This window comes from Novosphingobium sp. PhB165 (genome assembly GCF_004341845.1).
In the GTDB taxonomy this organism is placed as follows: domain Bacteria; phylum Pseudomonadota; class Alphaproteobacteria; order Sphingomonadales; family Sphingomonadaceae; genus Novosphingobium.
Window position 1 is genome coordinate 27,969 of record NZ_SLVB01000006.1, and the last position, 18,824, is coordinate 46,792.

The window sequence follows — 18,824 nt, forward strand, 5'->3', positions numbered from 1 at the left end:
ATCGTGTGCCCGCAGGAGACTCGATTAAGATGACCGAGCGGTTCGATCCGGCTCAGGCGGACACGCGCTGGCAGGCTGCGTGGGACGACGCACAGTGCTTCAAGGCTGACGATACTTCGTCGAAGCCCCGCAGCTTCGTGCTTGAGATGTTCCCCTATCCCTCGGGACGCATCCATATCGGCCACGTGCGCAACTACACGATGGGCGACGTGCTGGCGCGGTACAAGCGCATGACCGGGCACGAAGTGCTCCACCCGATGGGCTGGGACGCATTTGGCATGCCGGCCGAGAACGCGGCGATGGAAAAGGGCGTCCACCCCGGCGGCTGGACGCGTGAGAACATCGCGAACATGAAGGCGCAGCTGAAGCGCCTGGGCTTCGCGCTCGACTGGAGCCGCGAGATCGCCACGTGCGAGCCGGAATATTACGGTCATGAGCAGGCGCTGTTCATCGATCTCTATGAGAACGGCCTCGTCTACCGCAAGGAATCGGCGGTCAACTGGGACCCGGTCGACCAGACCGTGCTCGCCAACGAGCAGGTGATCGACGGGCGCGGCTGGCGCTCGGGGGCGCTGGTGGAGAAGCGCAAGCTCTCCCAGTGGTTCCTCAAGATCACCGACTTCGCCGACGAACTGCTGGAAGGCCTCTCCACGCTCGACAAGTGGCCTGAGAAGGTCCGCACGATGCAGGAGAACTGGATCGGCAAGTCGCAGGGCCTGCAGTTCAAGTTCGACCTGACCGCTGAAATCGGCGGCATCGGTTCGGTGGAAGTCTACTCCACTCGTCCCGACACGATCTTCGGCGCCAGCTTCGTGGCCGTTGCCGCCGATCACCCGATCGCGCAGGCCGCTGCCGTCGGCCGTCCCGAGGTCGAGGAATTCATCGCGCTGTGCAAGCAGGGCGGCACCACCGCGGCGGAACTGGAAACCGCGGAGAAGCTCGGCTTCGATACCGGCATCAAGGCGAAGCATCCGTTCACGGGCGCCGACCTGCCGGTCTACATCGCCAACTTCGTGCTGATGGATTACGGCACCGGTGCGGTCATGGCCGTTCCGGGCCACGACCAGCGCGACTTCGAATTCGCCACCAAGTACCAGTTGCCGATCCTGCGCGTCGTCGCGGCGAGCGAGGCCGATGCCGACAAGCCGTTCGACGGTGAGTCGGAGGCCGGTGACGGCGTTTGCGTCCATTCCGACTTCCTCAACGGCATGGCCGTGAAGGACGCCAAGGCCGCCGTCATTGCGCGGGCCGAGGCCGAAGGTTGGGGCGAAGGCAAGACCGTGTGGCGCCTGCGCGACTGGGGCGTTTCGCGCCAGCGCTATTGGGGCACGCCGATCCCGTTCATCCACTGCGAGGTTTGCGGCGTGGTGCCGGTGTCCAAGAAGCACCTGCCGGTCACGCTGCCCGAGGACGTCGATTTCTCGACCCCCGGCAACCCGCTGGTTCGTCACCCGACCTGGAAGCACGTCGATTGCCCGCAGTGCGGCCACCCCGCGCGTCGCGAGACCGACACGCTCGACACTTTCGTCGACTCTTCGTGGTACTTCCTGCGCTTCGCCAGCCAGCCCGAGGATCGCCCGTTCGATCCGGCCAAGATCGCCGAATGGCTGCCGGTGGAACAGTACATCGGCGGCATCGAGCATGCGATCCTGCACTTGCTCTACGCCCGCTTCTGGACGCGTGCGCTGGCCCGCATCGGCAAGGTCGAGGTGAAGGAGCCCTTCGCCAGCCTGTTTACGCAGGGCATGGTCACGCACGAGACCTATTTCCGCATCAACGATGCCAACGGTCAGCCGGTCTACTTCTCGCCCGGCGAGATCGAGCGCGGTGCCGAAAGCGCCCGGCTCAAGGCCGATGGCGCCCCGGTCGAGATCGGCCGCGTCATCAAGATGTCGAAGTCGAAGAAGAACGTCGTGGACCCCGACGAGATCGTCGCGACCTACGGCGCCGACGCGATCCGTTGGTTCATGCTGTCCGACAGCCCGCCGGAACGCGACCTGCCTTGGTCGGAAGCCGGTATCGAAGGCTGCGGCCGCTTCGTCCAGCGCCTGTGGCGTCTGTTCGCCCAGTACGATGCTGCGGCAGAGGGCGAGGACAAGGCGATCGACCGCAAGGCGCACCAGACGGTGGCCGCTGTCGCTTCGGATATCGAATCGCTGGGCTTCAACAAGGCCGTGGCGCGCATCTACGAACTGACCGGCGCGGTCGAGAAGGCGGCCCCTTCGGCCAGCCGCTCGAACGCGATCCGCACGGTTCTGCTGCTCGTCTCGCCGATGATGCCGCACTTGGCCGAAGAAGCGTTCGCCACGTTCGGCGAAGGCCTCGTCGCACAGGCGGCATGGCCCGAAGTCGATCCGGCACTGCTGGTCGAGGATGAGGTGACCGTGGCCGTTCAGGTGAAGGGAAAGCTGCGCGATACGCTGACCGTCGCCAAGGGCACTTCGAAGGAAGAGCTTGAAGCGCTTGCCCTTGCCAGCGAGAAAGTGCAGCGTGCACTGGATGGCGCCGAGGTGAGAAAAGTGATCGTCGTTCCCGACCGACTGGTGAATCTCGTCGCGTGAAGCGCCTGAGCGTCCTTCTCGGAGCCGTGCTGCTCTCTGGCTGCGGCCTCACCCCGATGTATGCGGGGGGAGGCAACGGCGCTGTCGCGCGCGGGCTTGCCGATGTGCAGGTCTCGACGATCGAAGGACGCGCCGGCTGGCTGGTGCGCAATGCCATCGTCGATCAGATCGGCTCGGGCAAGGCGGGCGTCGCGCCGAAGTATCGGCTCGATATCCGCCTCGACGACAAGCTTGAAGGCCTGGCGCTGCTGTCCGACGATACGATCGCACGTGAGCGCCGCACCTTGCGCGCGCGCTACCAGCTTGTGGACATTTCGAGCGGTGAGATCGTCCTCGACGCCACCGCCGGATCGGATGCGGGCATCGACGTCGTCTCTTCGGACTATGCGACGCTCGCGGCCGAGCAGACTGCGCTCGAAAACCTCTCCAAGGATGTCGCCTCGCGCATCGTCACCGGGGTCGCGCTGCGGCTGCGGGGCGATACGCACCAGTGACGTGCGCCGGTAACGCGCGGACAATGGCCCGGAATCCGTGAAGGCAACGCGCAAGGATTTTGCGGGCACAGCCGCGCGCGCCGCGCAGCAGGCCCGGGTCTTCTTCTTCTGCGGACCTGACGAGGCCGGTTGCACCGACGCCGCCGAGAAGATCGTCTCGCTGCTCACTGAGCCGGGCGAGCGGGTCGAGATGGCGGGCGGCGACTTGCGCAAGGACCCGGTCCGACTGGGCGACGAGGCGCGCTCGAACTCGCTGTTCGGCGGCACGGCGCGCCATATCTGGGTGCGCGCGCAGGGCGACGAGGCGCACGACGCCGTGCAGATCCTGATCGAGAATCCGGTCGATTCGTGCCCGGTGCTGATCGTGGCCACCGGCGCCACCGACAAGTCTCGTACGGCCAAGCTACTGGCGACGCGAAGCGATGCGCTTGTGGCGATGTTCCATCCGCCGGATCTTGGCACCGTTACCGGGGCCGTGCGCACTTTGGCCAACGGCGCCGGGCTGAAACTCGGCAGCGAACTGGCCGAGCGTATTGCCCGCGCGGCCGGGCTCGATACGCGGCTGGCGCGCTCGGAAGTCAGCAAGCTGGCGCTCTATCTCGATGCCACGCCCGAAACGCCGCGCCCGGTTTCGGCTGCCGATCTCGACGCCATTGGTGCCTCGACCGAGGACGACGACTTCGCACCACTGGTGGATGCCGTTCTGGGTGGGAAGCGGCCGCAGATCGGCCCGGAGCTGAAACGCCTGCGCGATCTCGGGATCAATCCGGTTGGCCTCCTGCTGGCTTTCGAGCGCCGCGCTGCGCAACTGGCCGCGTTGAACGCGCGGCTGGGGCGCGGCGGTGATGTCGGCGCACTGTTGGAAGCAGAAGCGGCAGCCCGCCGTGTTTTCTGGAAGGACAAGCCGGCACTGTCTGCCCAGCTCCGCATCTGGCGAGGCCCTCGACTCGAACGTCTGGTGGCACGCCTTGTTGCAATGCATCAATCGTTGCTTGGCAATAGTCAGGATTCGGAACTGTTATTATCCCAGGGCTTGCTGGAAATTGCGCGAACTGCATGTCTCGATGTTGAACATCGGACAAATAGAACGGGTTACCCCTAACCCCTTTCCCCATTATCTGCTACGTCCATAGAGTTGTATATGTATTCGCAACGCAGCATGAATCCGGTGCTGGGAGTTGCGACCAGTCTGGACAACACCGGTATTAACGTGAGTTCGGCAATGGGGAGTGTTGAGCGAGTGAACGCACCATTCGCGATATCACAACAGGCACGACAGAAAGCCGAAGCCGACGAGCTTCTGGTCGCTCCGTCGCTGGAGCGCCGCCGTCTCCAATGCTATCTCGTGCTCATTCTGGGCGATATCGTTGCACTGCTGGCTGGGTTCGCCATCGCGGGATGGCTTTACGACATCGCGGACGGGGCTGCGCGCTCGCTGGTCTATGCTCAGGTTCTTTTGCCGATTTTCCTGACGCTTGCCCTCTACAACGGCTCTTATTCCACGTGTTCGCTGCGGCAGGGGTGGCGCGGCGTGTTGCGCGCGCAGGCGGCGATCATCGTGGCCGTGGCCGTGGTTGTCTTCGTCCAGTTCCTGATGAAGTCATCCAGCGAATCCTCGCGCGGGGCCTTCAGTGGCGGTGTTCTGCTGGCCATGGCTCTGATGGGCTGGGCCCGGTTGCAGTTGCGCAGTTTCGTGTACTGGCGCTGCGGTGCCAATGTGATCAACGAGCTTGTCATTGACGATGGCGGGCCGCAGCTTCGTCTGCCCGGTGCGATCCGCGTGTCGGCCGCCGCGATGGGGCTGCATCCGGATCTGACGGATCCCCATTCGCTCGACAGGCTTGGCCTTGTTCTGCGCAACATCGATCGTGTCGTCATCAGCTGTCCGGCAGATCGCCGGATGAGTTGGGCGATGATCCTCAAAGGGGCCAACGTCGACGGTGAAGTGCTTGATGACGAGGTCGCGCGGCTGGGTGCACAAGGTGCCCGCGTAATCGCCAATCACGGTCTGCTGTTGGTCTCGGCTGGTCCGCTTGGCTTGCGCGAGCGGGCCATAAAGCGGCTGTTCGATGTGATGTTCGCGGGGGTTGCGATCGTTGCGCTGACGCCGCTGATGATCGCCGTGGCCGTGGCCGTGAAGCTTCAGGACGGCGGTCCGGTCTTCTTTGCCCAGCGCCGTATGGGACGCGGAAACCGCTTCTTCAACATGTACAAGTTCCGGTCGATGACGCAGGCGCTGTGCGATGTGGACGGCAACCAGTCTGCATCCAAGGATGACCAGCGCATCACTGCGGTCGGCCGCTTCATCCGCGGGACCAGCATCGATGAACTGCCGCAGCTCTTCAATGTGCTGCTGGGAGATATGAGCATCGTCGGGCCGCGTCCGCATGCGACGGGTTCGCTCGCCGGAAACAAGCTGTTCTGGGAAGTCGACCTGCGCTACTGGCAGCGCCATTCGCTTAAACCCGGCCTTTCGGGTCTTGCTCAGGTACGCGGCTATCGCGGCGCTACCGACTGCGAATCCGATCTGGTGAACAGGCTTCAGTCCGACCTCGAATATCTCGAAGGCTGGACGATCATGCGCGACATCCAGATCGTATTCCTGACCTTGCGCGTTCTGGTCCACGACCGGGCATTCTGATCGCCCCCCCCGCCACGTCGGCGTGCTGCTGGAAATCATTCTGACACGACAAGGGAACACGCGGCCGGCAGGGCCGCGTGTTCGGCAGGATAATCCCTGTGTTAGGGGCTTAGTTCTGCTGTCTCGGCACGTTGAAGGTGCCGGTAACCCGGCCGCCTGACGCTGAGGACACGCCGCTGTTGAGGTCGATCACGAAGCGTCCGCTGCGCAGGGTGTCGCCCGTGCCGCGCTTGAGCGTGGCATTGCCGACCATGGTGATGATGCGCTGGTTGACGTCGTAGATCGCGGTGTCGCCTGTTGCGGTCTGGTCCTGCCGGGTAACGATGACGTTGCCGCTGGCAGTCATGCGATTGACCTTCATCTGGCTGGCATTGGCCAGATCGATCACCGTACGGGCCGAGCGAATGCGCAGGTCCGTCTGGGTAATGTCGACATTGCCGGTGAGGACGACGCGGTTCTGCCGGTCCTGCATCTCGATGCGGTCGGCACCGAAATTGACCGGCGCGTTGCTGTCGTGCCCGCCGGTCAGGGACTGCGCACCAAGCTGCTGGGAAGCGGCAAAGATGGCGAGGCCGACGACGGGCAAGGCGACGGCGGTACGCAGGAGGCCGGGGCGAACGGTCATTGGGGGATCCTCAGCTGGCCGGGCGTGATTCGCATGCGCGCATTGCCTTCGAGCGTTACGGTACGGTTGTCCAGATCGGCATGCATCGAATTGGCGCTGAAGGTGCCGCTGGGACCGGCACCGGAAACGCCGCCCGAGGCGACTGCGGTCTTCTGCTTGATGTCGATGTCCACCTGCTTGGTGGTCATGTTGTAGCCGCCGGCGCCGTTGAAGTTCACCGGGCCGGAGACTTTCATGGTGTCTTCTTCGAAATTGTAGGCCCCGCGCGGTGCAGCGATCGTGGCCGGCCCGTCCTTCATGTTCATCTTCGCATTAAGGTCGAGCATTTCGACAACCGGGACATCGGGTGAATGTTGCACGGCGGTGCCCGCCGTGACGAGAAATTCCCGGCCCGCATTATCCTGTCCGCGATAGGCGGCATTGGCCACGGCGATGCGCTGGGTGGTCACTGCGACCTTGTTGCGGTCCAGCAGGAAGCTGATCTCGCCGCGCGGCGAGAGCGGCACCAGGATCATCACGGCCGCGACGACGCCGATGCCGGTGGGCAGCGCCTTGGCGAGGAAGCCAACCAGGCGATCATGCGAACCGCCGGGCGCGGCGAAGTGCCGGCGGCGATTGAGGATCTGGATGGCTTCTTCGGACATGCGCGCGTGCTCTCCGGCTTAAAGGTCAGGCGGCTTCGTGGCTGAAGATGTCGTGATCGGGCCACCCGGCAAGATCGAGCCGCGCGCGGGCGGGCAGGAAGTCGAAGCAGGCCTGCGCGATTTCGGTGCGGTTCTCCCGCGCAAGACGCACGACGAGAATCTCGTGCATGGCGTGGAGATAGCGCACGTCCGACGCGGCATAGTCCTTCTGCGCGTCGGTCAGTTCGGCCGCGCCCCAGTCGCTCGACTGCTGCTGCTTGGAGACTTCCTTGCCCAGCAGTTCGCGCACGAGGTCCTTGAGGCCGTGGCGATCGGTGTAAGTGCGGGTCAGCTTGCTGGCGATCTTGGTACAGAACACCGGCGCGGCAGTCACGCCGAGGTAGTGCTCGATCGCGGCAAGATCGAATCGCGCGAAGTGATAGAGCTTGAGCCGGGCCGGATCGGCTAGCACCGCTTTCAGATTCGGCGCGTCAAAGGCGCTGCCCGGCGCAAAGCGGACGAGGTGCTCGTCTCCCTTGCCGTCGGAAATCTGGACCACGCAAAGGCGGTCGCGCGGGGTGATCAAGCCCATCGTCTCGGTGTCGACGGCAACGGGTCCCGGCGCAAGCACGCCTTCGGGGAGATCTTCTTCGTGGAGATAGACAGCCATGGTCCGGAAATGCTTAGGGACTGGGCCAGGTTTTCGCAATGGTCGGATGCCCTTGCGGGCCCCGATAGCGAACAATTCGGGAGTAGCGCAGCGATGGAAGCAGCAGAAGCCATGCAGGGCGTGCCCCCATCCTGGCAAGCCGCGCTCACGCCGGTGCTGGAGACGCCCGAGTCGCGGCGGCTGGGCGGCTGGCTGAAAGCCGAGGAAACGGCGGGCAAAATCATCTATCCCCCGCGCGGATCACGTCTGCGCGCGCTGGAACTGACGCCACTGGACGAAGTGCGCGTGGTGATCCTGGGGCAGGACCCTTATCACGGCCCGGGTCAGGCGCATGGACTGGCGTTTTCAGTGATGGAGGGCGTGAAAGTGCCGCCCTCGCTGGTGAATATCTACAAGGAACTGGCGACCGACTGCGGCGTCACGGCGCCGGGCCATGGCAATCTGGAGCATTGGGCGCGGCAGGGCGTGTTGCTGCTCAACAATGCGCTGACGGTCGAAGCCGCGCAGGCCGGTTCGCACCAGAATCGTGGCTGGGAGGCGATCACGGATGCGGCGGTGGCGGCCGTTGCCGCCAAGTCGGAACCGTGCGTGTTCCTGCTCTGGGGCAGCCACGCCAAGAAGAAGGCGATGCGCGTGCCGGGGTTATCCTCCAGCCACCATCTGGTGCTGACAGCCCCGCACCCGAGCCCGCTGTCCGCCTATGCCGGCTTCTTCGGCTGCCGCCACTTCAGCCGCGCCAATGAATTCCTCGAAGCCCAGGGGCGTGGGCGGATCGACTGGTAAACGCTGATGGGTGGGGGATGGTCAGGCGGATAGGCCGGCGACCGCCTCATCCATCTCGTAATGGTGCATGGAGCCGCCGGTGGTCACATCGCCGAAAGCGGCGCGGAAGCGGCCAAAACTGTCCAGCTTGCGCGCGGCGATATGCGCATCCATCGAAGTCCAGACGACATTGAAAGTGAAGCGCGAGGGATTTTCCACGCCGCGCCCGAAGCGAATGGACACCACGCCTTCGCAGGCCGCGAGTTCGGGAACGCCGGTTTCGCGCATGGCCTTGGCGAAGGTATCTTCCGCTCCGGGGCGAACGTCGATTTCGGCGATTTCCAGCAACATGTTATCTCTCCCGTAGTCACGGGGAATTTCGGCCCCGGCGTCGTGGGGGTCAAGCATGGGCCTATCGCCCGGACGGCTTCCTGCGGATCGCAGATACGAAAAGGGCGCCCGGTGAGGGGCGCCCTTTCCTGATTGCGATGCCGCGTCCGCTTAGCGCGGCAGGTCGGAAACGCCCATCAGCGCTTCGTCCACCGCGCGGGCGCACTGGCGGCCTTCGCGGATGGCCCAGACCACCAGCGACTGACCGCGACGCATGTCGCCGCAGGACCAGATGGCCGGGTCGCTGGTGCGGTAGTCGGTCATGGTCGCCTTGACGTTGCCGCGCGCGTCCAGTTCGACGCCCGACTGATCGAGCATGCCGGCCTTGCGCGGGCCGACGAAGCCCATGGCGAGGAAGATCAGGTCGGCCTGGAGCGTGAACTCGCTGCCTTCCACTTCCTGCATCTTGCCGTCCTTCCACTCGACGCGGACGCATTCGAGGCCGGTGACGTCGTTCTCGCCGACGACGCGCTTGGTCAGCACGGCCCAGTCACGCTCGCAGCCTTCCTCGTGGCTGGACGAGGTGCGCAGCTTGAGCGGCCAGTTCGGCCAGGACATCGCCTTGTTCTCGTGAACCGGCGGCTTGGGCATGATTTCCAGCTGCGTGACCGAAGCCGCGCCCTGGCGGTTGGAGGTGCCGACGCAGTCCGAACCGGTATCGCCGCCGCCGATGACGATGACGTGCTTGCCGGTGGCCGAGAGCGTGCCGCGCGGGGCCGCGCGCAGTTCGTCGTCACCCGCGTTGCGCTTGTTCTGCTGGGTCAGGAACTCCATCGCGAAGCGCACGCCGGGCAGTTCGAAGCCGGGGATGTTCAGCGGACGGGGATCCTCGGCGCCGCCGGCGAAGACCACGGCGTCGAAGTTTTCCTTCAGCGAAGCCACCGAAACCGTCACGCCGACTTCGACCGAGGTGCGGAATTCCACGCCTTCGGCCATCATCTGCACCATGCGGCGGTTGATAAGGTGCTTCTCCATCTTGAAGTCGGGGATGCCGTACCGCATCAGCCCGCCGACGCGGTCGTTCTTCTCGAACACCGTCACCGAGTGGCCGGCGCGGGCCAACTGCTGGGCAGCGGCCAGACCTGCCGGGCCCGAACCCACAACCGCCACCGACTTGCCGGTGCGCTTGGCGGCGACCTTCGGCGTGATCCAGCCTTCCGCCCAGCCCTTGTCGACGATCGCGCATTCGATCGACTTGATGGTGACCGGCTGGTCGATGATGTTCAGCGTGCAGGCCGCCTCGCACGGGGCGGGGCAGATGCGGCCGGTGAACTCGGGGAAGTTGTTGGTCGAGTGGAGGACTTCCAGCGCATTGCGGAAGTCATCCTCGTAGACCAGGTGGTTCCAGTCCGGGATGATGTTGTTGACCGGACAGCCGGTGTGGCAGTGCGGCACGCCGCAGTTCATGCAGCGCGATGCCTGAGCCTTCAGCGTCTCGGCCGGGAGCGGAACGACGAACTCCTTGTAGTTCTTCAGTCGCTCGGCCTTGTCGCCGTACGTGCGGTCCTGGCGGTCCAGTTCGAGGAAGCCGGTTTCCTTGCCCATTTCTATTACCTTCGAATTATTCTGCGGCCACCGAAGCGGCTTCAAGCCGCTCGGCCTCGAGTTGGCGGAGTGCCTTGGCGTAGTCGCGCGGCATCACCTTGACGAACTTGGAGACGGTCGTCGCCCAGTCGTCGAGCAGCGCACGGGCCCGCTTGGAGCCGGTGTGCAGGTGGTGCCGTTCGAGCAGTACGCGCAGGCGTTCCGCGTCGTGGCGCAGCATGTCGCCCATGCCGAGGTCGGTGACGCCATTGGTCCGCTGCTGCGGACGGCCGGCACCGTCTTCCTCGTCGGCTTCGGCCGAGAACTTCACGAGATCGACCATGGCGGGATTGCACAGCTTTTCGAACTGGCCGTCCTCGTCATAGACGTAGGCAACGCCGCCCGACATGCCCGCCGCGAAGTTGCGGCCGGTCTTGCCGAGCACGGTCACCACGCCGCCGGTCATGTATTCGCAGCCATGATCGCCGCAGCCTTCGACCACCGTGACGGCGCCCGAGTTGCGCACCGCGAAGCGTTCGCCGGCGACGCCGTTGAAGAACGCCTCGCCCGAGATCGCGCCGTAGAGCACGGTGTTGCCGACGATGATGTTCTGCAGCGGATCGCGGTTCACGTGGCCCGGCTGGCGGACGATCACGCGGCCGCCCGACAGACCCTTGCCGACATAGTCGTTACCGTCGCCGGTCAGGTCGAGCGTGACGCCGTGGGCAAGCCAGGCGCCGAAGCTCTGGCCGGCAACGCCGGTGAGCTTCACGTTGATCGTGTTGTCCGGCAGGCCGGCATGGCCGTAGCGACGGGCGACTTCGCCCGAAAGCATGGCTCCGACGGTGCGGTTGACGTTGATCACCGGCTTTTCGATCCGCACCGGCTCACGCTTCTCCAGCGCGTCGGCGGCGGCTTCGATCAGCACGTTGTCCAGCGCGTGCTCCAGACCGTGGTCCTGCGTCTGGCTCCAGTTGAGCGACGGGCTGTCGCCCAGCGGCGCCTGATAGAGCACCTTGGACAGGTCGACGCCCTTGGCCTTCCAGTGGGTGATCGCCTTCTTCATGTCGAGACGGTCGACGCGGCCGACCATCTCCGCGATCGTGCGGAAGCCCAGTTCCGCCATGATCGCGCGCAGCTCTTCGGCCACGAAGAAGAAGTAGTTGATCACGTGTTCCGGCTGGCCGGTGAAGCGCGCGCGCAGCACCGGGTTCTGGGTGGCAACGCCGACCGGGCAGGTGTTCAGGTGGCACTTGCGCATCATGATGCAGCCGGCCGCGATCAGCGGGGCGGTGGCGAAGCCGAACTCGTCGGCGCCGAGCAGCGCCGCGATGGCCACGTCACGTCCGGTGCGCAGGCCGCCGTCGGCCTGAACCACCACGCGGCTGCGCAGGTTGTTGAGCAGCAGCGTCTGCTGGGTTTCGGCCAGGCCGATTTCCCAAGGCGAACCCGCGTGCGTCAGCGAGGTCAGCGGCGAAGCGCCGGTGCCGCCTTCGTAGCCCGAGATCGTGATGTGGTCTGCGCGTGCCTTGGAGACACCTGCAGCCACCGTGCCGACACCTACCTCGGACACCAGCTTCACCGAGACTCGCGACGTGGGGTTCACGTTCTTGAGGTCGTGGATGAGCTGCGCGATGTCCTCGATCGAGTAGATGTCGTGGTGCGGCGGCGGCGAGATCAGGCCGACGCCCGGCGTCGAGTGACGCGTTGCGCCGATCGTCTTGTCGACCTTGTCGCCGGGCAGCTGGCCGCCTTCGCCGGGCTTGGCGCCCTGGGCCATCTTGATCTGGATGTCGTCGGCGTTGACGAGGTACTCGGTGGTGACGCCGAAGCGGCCCGAGGCAACCTGCTTGATCGACGAACGCATCGAATCGCCGTTCGGCAGCGGCTTGAAGCGGCTGGGATCCTCGCCGCCTTCACCGGTGTTCGACTTGCCGCCGATGCGGTTCATGGCGAGCGCCAGCGTGGTATGCGCCTCCCACGAAATCGAGCCGTAGCTCATCGCGCCGGTGGCGAAACGCTTGACGATATCGGCCGCCGATTCGACCTCTTCGAGCGGCACCGAAGCACCGGGCACGAAGTCCATCAGCCCGCGGATGGTCAGCAGGCGGCTGGACTGGTCGTTGATCGACTGCGCGAACTCGCGGTACTTTTCGGGCACATTGCCGCGCACCGCGTGCTGGAGCGCGCCGATGTTCTCGGAAGACCAGGCGTGTTCCTCACCGCGCACGCGCGAACCGTAGATGCCGCCCACGTCGAGCATGTTCGCGTAGATCGGATCGTCGCCATAGGCCGTGGCATGGCGGCGGACGGTCTCTTCCGCGATCTCGGTCAGGCCGGCGCCTTCGATGGTGGTGGCGGTGCCGGTGAAGTACTTGTCCACGAAGGCGGTCGACAGGCCGACCGCGTCGAAGATCTGCGCGCCGCAGTACGACTGGTAGGTCGAGATGCCCATCTTGGACATGACCTTACGGATACCCTTGCCGATCGCGTAGATGTAGTTCTTGCGCGCCTTTTCGGCAGCTACCGGCAGGTTCTTGCGGGCGCGGATTTCCTCGATCGTCTCGAAGGCGACGTAAGGATTGATCGCTTCCGCGCCGAAGCCTGCCAGCACGCAGAAGTGATGCACTTCACGCGCTTCGCCGGTTTCCACGACAAGACCGGTCTGCATGCGCAGGCCCTGGCGGACGAGGTGGTGGTGGACGGCAGCCGTCGCCAGCAGCGCCGGCATCGGGATGCGGTCCGGACCCTGTGCACGGTCGGACAGGATCAGGATGTTCTTGTCCGCCAGCACGGCCTCGGTGGCCGCCCAGCACATTTCCTTGATCGCCATCTCCAGACCGGTGGCGCCGGCAGAGGCGTCCCAGGTCATGTCGATGGTCTCGGTGCGGAAGGCGCCGTCGAGCGCGGCTTCGACCGAGCGGATCTTGGCCAGATCCTCGTCGGTGAGGATCGGCTGGCTGACTTCGAGGCGCTTGTGCGAACCGGCGTCATGACCCAGCAGGTTCGGGCGCGGACCGATCATCGAGACGAGGCTCATGACCAGTTCCTCGCGGATCGGGTCGATCGGCGGGTTGGTGACCTGCGCGAAGTTCTGCTTGAAGTAGTCGTAGAGCAGGCGCGAACGGTTCGACAGCACCGGAATCGGCGTGTCGGTGCCCATCGAGCCGAGCGGATCGTCCGCGTCCACGGCCATCGGTTCGAGGAAGCGCGAGGTGTCTTCCTGCGTGTAGCCGAAGGCCTGCTGGCGATCGAGCAGCGTGCCGGTCGGTTCCGGAAGCTGCGCCAGTTCGGGTTCGATCACGTCGAGGTCGGCGAGGTTGTACTGCGCCATCTCAAGCCACTTCTCGTAAGGCTCTTCGCCTGCGAGCTGGTTCTTGATTTCCTCGTCCTCGATGATGCGACCTTCCTCGAAGTCGATCAGCAGCATGCGGCCGGGCTGGAGGCGCCACTTGCGGACGATGTTGTCTTCCTTGATCGGAAGCACGCCCGATTCCGACGCCATGACGCAGAGATCGTCGTCGGTGACGAGGAAGCGTGCGGGGCGCAGGCCATTGCGGTCCAGCGTGGCGCCGATCTGGCGGCCATCGGTGAAGGCCACGGCGGCCGGGCCGTCCCACGGTTCCATCAGCGCGGCGTGATACTCGTAGAACGCGCGGCGTTCCGGGGTCATCAGCGGGTTGCCCGCCCACGCCTCGGGGATGAGCATCATCATCGCGTGGCTCAGCGAGTAGCCGCCGGCCAGCAGCAGTTCCAGCGCGTTGTCGAGGCACGCGGTGTCCGACTGGCCGTGCGGGATCAGCGGCCACATCTTGTCGAGATCGGCGCCCAGCAGCTCCGATTCCATGGTGCGGCGGCGGGCGTTCATCCAGTTCACGTTGCCGCGAACCGTGTTGATCTCACCGTTGTGCGCCATGAAGCGGAACGGGTGCGCCAGCTTCCAGCTCGGGAAAGTGTTGGTCGAGAACCGCTGGTGGACGAGGCCGAGCGCCGAGACGAACTCGGGATTGCGCAGATCGTCGTAGAACGAGCCGACCTGGGTCGCGAGCAGCAGGCCCTTGTAGACGATCGTGCGGGTCGAGAAGCTGGGCATGTAGAGCTCGGTGAGCCCCGGCATGTTGTGCTTTTCGGCCATTGCCGTCAGCGGGTTCTGGGTCTGCTTGCGGATCGCCAGGATCTTGCGCTCGAACGCGTCCTGATCGGCGCAGTTCTCACCGCGGCCGACGAAGCACTGGCGGATCACCGGCATCGATTCGAGCACGGTCTTGCCAAGGCCGTCGAGAGTCACCGGCACGTCGCGCCAGCCGATCAGCGACTGGCCTTCCTTGGCCACGAACTTTTCGAAGGTCTGCGTGATCAGGTCACGGCAGGCGGTGTCCTGCGGCAGGAAGCACATGGCAACGGCATAGTCGCCCGGCTGCGGCAGTTCGACGCCGGCGCTCTTCGCCCAGCTGCGGAACAGTCCATCGGGAAGCTGAGTCAGGATTCCCGCGCCGTCACCCAGCAAGGGGTCGGCGCCCACCGCACCGCGGTGGTCAATATTTTTAAGGATTTCCAGTGCCTGGGTAATAATGGCGTGGCTTTTGTTACCTTTGATATGAGCGACAAAGCCCACACCACAAGCATCGTGTTCATTACGCGCATCATAAAGGCCCTGGGGCTTAGGAAATCCCATCGATAAAACCCATCCTGTCGTTGTCCGGGGTTCGCACCATGCGCCTCGCTCTGGCGCGCGCGAATCGCACGCGGCCAAAATCCGCCATGGTGTCCCCTAGCGCCCCCATGACGATTACGGCCTCGATTTGCAACCGCGAAGGCGCAAGTCTGCGAAGATTTAGTGCGTTGACACGGTAAAAATGGGAATTTTGTTGTCCGTTTCGGATGCGCAGAAGGCGGAAACGGGCGTGCGATGTCGCGCCGATCGCGGGAAATGATCGCCGAGAAGACTTTTTGGGCGTCGGGCAGGTCTTTGCGCTGCACTGCGATGGCCGTGAATGCGCATGCTTGCCCGGGGTTCGAGGACGAATCCGGCCCCGGATAACCCTTCCGTCGCCGGGAAGGGGGCCGCCTTGCGGGTAATGTTCAAAATCGGCAGGGCGCTGTCAGAGCGCCCCGCGTGGGTCGAGGCGAACGGGAATAGGCCCCGTCAGGCGGCCCCGCTCATGCGTTGCAGCGTGGCGAGTGCGGCGCGCAGGGCCTTTTCGGTCTCGGCGGGATCGGGGCGGCCGGGGGGATCGAACAGGCGGGCGCCGGGGAGCTGCGGCGCAGCGAATGCCGTCGCGGCATCATAGGGCGCGGGATCATGGGAGGCAGCGAAGCCATCCTCCACGATGGGTGCCTCGGAAAGCACGGCGGCCTCGTGTTCATCGAAGCGGGCGAAGGTCGTTCCGTCGTCCGCAAGATCGCCATCCAAAAGGGCGGCGCTTTCGTCTTCAAGGCTGATGAGCGCTTCGCGGGGCGCGGCCCGGCGCTGGAGGCTCAGGAGCGAGGAATAGCCTTCATCCAGGACGCCTTCCTCGACCATGTCGGCGCCATCGTCGGCGAAATCGTCGTCTTCGGCAAGGTTCGCGCAGACTTCGTCCTCTTCGTCGCCGTCGTCGGTCCCGGGGAGGAAGTCGTGGCCGCCGGCGAGGCGGGCCATCGGGCGGTCGGACGGGTTCTCGTCAGCAGCCCCCTCGGGGGCGGCGGGCATGACGATGTGACGCGGCGGGATATAGCCCGGCACGGCGTCATCCTCGTCGAAAGCCGTGATGCCAACGGGACGCAGTGCCGCGGGGATCGGTGTGGGCGCGAAGGCCTTGGGCTCGGAAGCCTCGGGTTCGACGACCGCCGGCTCGGGGACTTGCGCCGCATTGGCGTGAGCCCAGTGACCGGTGCCGAAGGGGCTTTCCGATTCATCGAGATCGCGCGGGGAAAGGTCCTCGATCGGCTGGACCGGTTCATCATCGGCCCCGGCCGCCGCTGCATAGTCGGCGCGCACGCCGTAGGGCGGCGGAGCGAAGGGCGCCGGTGCGAAAGGCGGGGTCGGCGCGAACTGGGCTGCCGAGGCAAGCGACGCGAAGCGCGGGAGCATGGGCGCCGCAGGGGGCGTCGGGTCCTCGAACGCGGTTTCCGGCTCATCCTGCACGGGAGCCTGCGTGGCGGGGGAGGGCACGACCGAAAGCGGTGCCGCCTGGACAAGCGCGCGTTTGCGGCGCTGCTCTTCCATGGCCAGCGCGAGGCGCTCCAGCAACTCTACGTGCGAGAGATCGTCCAGAGGAGCGGCAATGATGCGGTCGGCGCTTGCCGAGACGGGGGCAGGGGCTGCCTCGGCTGCCAGCGGTGCTTCCTCGATGTCGTCCTGGACGGCGACATCGATCGGGGCGGATTGTTGCGGGGTTTCGGTTTCGTATGCCGAAGGCGCAAACGATTCGCGTGCGCGGGCATAGGCCTCGAAGAGGCTGGCTGCGGGAGCTTCCGCTTCCGTGTCCTCTTCGTCGTCCTCATCCTGTGCATGTTCGGGATCGGCCCATGCTGCCGGCGAGAACGCATCGGCAAGGTGCGGAAAGGCCTGGGCTTCTTCCTCGTCCGCGCAGGGCGGCGTGGCTGTCTCGGCGGCGTAAACCGCCAGACGGGATGCAAAATCGTCGTGCTCCTGCGCGGCGCTTTCGTGTTCGTCAGCCGGATGGGCGATCGCTTCAGGCTCGGCCGGTGCCGCGACGGGGGCGGGCGGCGCATAGTCGTCGAGATCGGAGAGTTGGAGGATGGCCGTCGCGGCGGTGACCGGTTCGGGTTCCTCGGGCACTTCGACAGGTGCGACGAAGCTGCGGCGACGGCCGGGAAGGCGTGCGGCGGCAGGTGTTTCCTCGGCGGTTTCCTCGAACGCGCCGGTCAGATCGTGCATCGGCTCACTCTGGGCGGCCTTGGGTGCGGCAAGGCGCCGTCCGAGCACAGCGCCGACAAGGCCGCCGATTCCGGTCATTCCCAGGGCAACCAGCAGCCGGGCGGTCACGCCAAGCGGCGGTGCGGCCATCGGGATTGCCTTGGCAAGGCCGGTGGCCTCCACCAGCCGCTCGATTGCGGCCGTGCCCAGCGCCATGCTGCCAAGCCCGCACAGCGCCGCGAACCACAAGGCAACAATCGCCGGGAAAAGCGGATGGCGCGTGATCGGCTGCATGCCATTTCCGTCCCGCTGCGGGCCGCGTTCCTGTTTCGCCACCTTCTTCACCTCTGCTGATCCCGGTCGAACGCCGCTGCCCGGTCAGGCGGCGGCATCGAGTCCGTTTTGAACCTTATCGACTGGCAGTATTTGGTAAACGTCTTGATAACGGAGCACATTGCGCGCCCAATCATGCCGGGCGCCGACATGGTCGTGCCCGGCGGCGCGCAGGCGTTCCCAGCCCTCGCGATCGGCAAGCAAGTCGGCCAGCGCTTCGGCGCAGGCGGCCGGATCATCGGGCGGGAAGAGCGTGCCGGTCACGCCGTGCTCCACCAGTTCCCGGTGTCCGCCGACACTGCTCGCCGCCACAAGTTTGTCCTGCGACATGGCCTCCAGTGGCTTCAGCGGCGTGACGAGATCGGTGAGTCGGCTGCGTTTGCGGGGATAGGCCATGACGTCACAGAGCGCATAGTACCGCTCGACCTCATCGTGCGGGACGCGGCCGATGAAGCGGATTGCATGCGCGGCGCTGGAAGCCTCCGCCTGTTCGCGTAGTGCCGCCTCGCGGGGGCCGCCGCCGACCAGCAGCAGCCGCGCATCGGGTTGGCGTTCGAGCAGCAGCGGCATGGCGACGATCAGGTCGTCGAGCCCCTCGTAATCGTAGAAGCTGCCGATGAAGCCGATCACCGGGCAGGGGCGACCATCCACCTCGAAACCCAGTTCGCGGGCCAGCGACCCGTCGCGCACTGCCGGTTCGCCGAACAGCGTGAGGTCGACTCCGTTGGGTACCACCGTGATTTTCCCGGGCGGCGTCCCGCGCGTGACAAGATCGGCGCGCAGTCCCTCGCAGATCGTCACCACGGCATCGGCCCTGGCGACGACGCGGTTCTCCAGCGCGCGAATCAGGCGGTACTTGAGCGAGCCCTCGGTGCCGGTGCCGTTGCCCACGGCCGCATCTTCCCAGAAGGCGCGGATCTCGTAGACGCAGCGAATCCCATGGCGGCGCGCCACGCGCAGCGCGGCAGTTCCGCAGAGCGCGGGTGAGTGGGCATGGATGACGTCGGGCCGCCATTCGTGCACGGCAGCCTCGATCCCGCGCTCGAACAGCGCGATTTCGCGCCATTCGCGCCAGAGCGGCGGCCCGCTCGCCGTGCCGGGACTGCGGTGGAAAGTGAGATCGTCGAACCGCTCGCAGGCCTCTGCGCCGGCGTGGTAGCGCGGGCCGGTCACCCCGCGCACTTCCCATCCCATCGCTTCCTGCGCTTTCAGGATCGCGCGGGTGCGGAAGGTGTAGCCACTGTGCAGCGGCAGCGAGTGGTCGAGGACGTGGAGAACCCGGGTCATGACCGGAATGCCTAACGAAGAACGCTTAACGCGCCGTCAACCCCGCGCTGCT

At 65.5% G+C, this 18,824-nt stretch carries 13 protein-coding genes; 5 read left to right on the forward strand and 8 right to left on the reverse strand.

Annotated features, from left to right (window positions below; translation table 11 throughout):
- The first annotated feature begins 29 nt into the window (after window positions 1-29).
- The 4 genes from leuS to EDF56_RS17190 all read left to right on the forward strand — a co-directional run bounded on the left by leuS (window position 30) and on the right by EDF56_RS17190 (window position 5,696).
- Window positions 30-2,561, forward strand: coding sequence for a leucine--tRNA ligase (gene leuS / locus EDF56_RS17175; protein ID WP_132389697.1), 2,532 nt, complete (start codon window positions 30-32; stop codon window positions 2,559-2,561).
- Entirely contained in the window at window positions 2,558-3,055 is a 498-nt protein-coding gene (gene lptE, locus EDF56_RS17180) for an LPS assembly lipoprotein LptE (protein WP_132389699.1), read from the forward strand. The genes leuS and lptE overlap by 4 nt, the downstream gene beginning before the upstream one ends.
- A 37-nt stretch (window positions 3,056-3,092) precedes the next feature.
- Entirely contained in the window at window positions 3,093-4,157 is a 1,065-nt protein-coding gene (gene holA, locus EDF56_RS17185; RefSeq protein ID WP_132389701.1) for a DNA polymerase III subunit delta, read from the forward strand.
- A gap of 138 nt (window positions 4,158-4,295) precedes the next feature.
- The gene (locus EDF56_RS17190) at window positions 4,296-5,696 is read left to right on the forward strand and encodes a sugar transferase (RefSeq protein ID WP_132389703.1); all 1,401 of its coding nucleotides are present in this window, start codon (window positions 4,296-4,298) and stop codon (window positions 5,694-5,696) included.
- A gap of 109 nt (window positions 5,697-5,805) precedes the next feature.
- Here the strand turns inward: EDF56_RS17190 and EDF56_RS17195 are convergent, their stop codons facing one another.
- From EDF56_RS17195 to EDF56_RS17205, 3 genes are read right to left on the reverse strand one after another with little or no spacing between them, the layout of a single operon-like run.
- Window positions 5,806-6,321, reverse strand: a complete 516-nt coding sequence (locus tag EDF56_RS17195) for an LptA/OstA family protein (RefSeq protein ID WP_132389705.1) — start codon at window positions 6,319-6,321, stop codon at window positions 5,806-5,808.
- A complete protein-coding gene (gene lptC, locus EDF56_RS17200) occupies window positions 6,318-6,965 on the reverse strand; it encodes an LPS export ABC transporter periplasmic protein LptC (protein ID WP_132389707.1) in 648 nt (215 codons plus the stop codon). Before lptC ends, EDF56_RS17195 begins: the two co-directional genes overlap by 4 nt.
- 25 nt (window positions 6,966-6,990) lie before the next feature.
- A complete protein-coding gene (locus EDF56_RS17205; RefSeq protein ID WP_132389709.1) occupies window positions 6,991-7,614 on the reverse strand; it encodes a ribonuclease D in 624 nt (207 codons plus the stop codon).
- Between the two features lie 93 nt (window positions 7,615-7,707).
- Here EDF56_RS17205 and ung point away from each other — a divergent pair, with 93 nt between their 5' ends.
- Window positions 7,708-8,397 (forward strand): uracil-DNA glycosylase, encoded by a 690-nt coding sequence (ung, locus tag EDF56_RS17210; protein ID WP_132389711.1) that lies wholly within the window; start codon window positions 7,708-7,710, stop codon window positions 8,395-8,397.
- 21 nt (window positions 8,398-8,418) lie between these two features.
- Here the strand turns inward: ung and EDF56_RS17215 are convergent, their stop codons facing one another.
- The 5 genes from EDF56_RS17215 to EDF56_RS17235 form a co-directional block, all read right to left on the reverse strand.
- Entirely contained in the window at window positions 8,419-8,727 is a 309-nt protein-coding gene (locus tag EDF56_RS17215; RefSeq protein ID WP_132389713.1) for an antibiotic biosynthesis monooxygenase family protein, read from the reverse strand.
- Between the two features lie 150 nt (window positions 8,728-8,877).
- The gene (locus tag EDF56_RS17220) at window positions 8,878-10,311 is read right to left on the reverse strand and encodes a glutamate synthase subunit beta (RefSeq protein ID WP_132389714.1); all 1,434 of its coding nucleotides are present in this window, start codon (window positions 10,309-10,311) and stop codon (window positions 8,878-8,880) included.
- A gap of 16 nt (window positions 10,312-10,327) precedes the next feature.
- A complete protein-coding gene (gltB, locus tag EDF56_RS17225) occupies window positions 10,328-14,965 on the reverse strand; it encodes a glutamate synthase large subunit (RefSeq protein WP_132389716.1) in 4,638 nt (1,545 codons plus the stop codon).
- A 471-nt stretch (window positions 14,966-15,436) separates the two neighbouring features.
- Complete coding sequence (locus EDF56_RS17230) at window positions 15,437-17,446, reverse strand: hypothetical protein (RefSeq protein ID WP_132389718.1); 2,010 nt, start codon at window positions 17,444-17,446, stop codon at window positions 15,437-15,439.
- Window positions 17,447-17,530: 84 nt separating this feature from the next.
- The gene (locus tag EDF56_RS17235) at window positions 17,531-18,772 is read right to left on the reverse strand and encodes a TIGR04063 family PEP-CTERM/XrtA system glycosyltransferase (protein WP_132389720.1); all 1,242 of its coding nucleotides are present in this window, start codon (window positions 18,770-18,772) and stop codon (window positions 17,531-17,533) included.
- Window positions 18,773-18,824 lie beyond the last annotated feature (52 nt).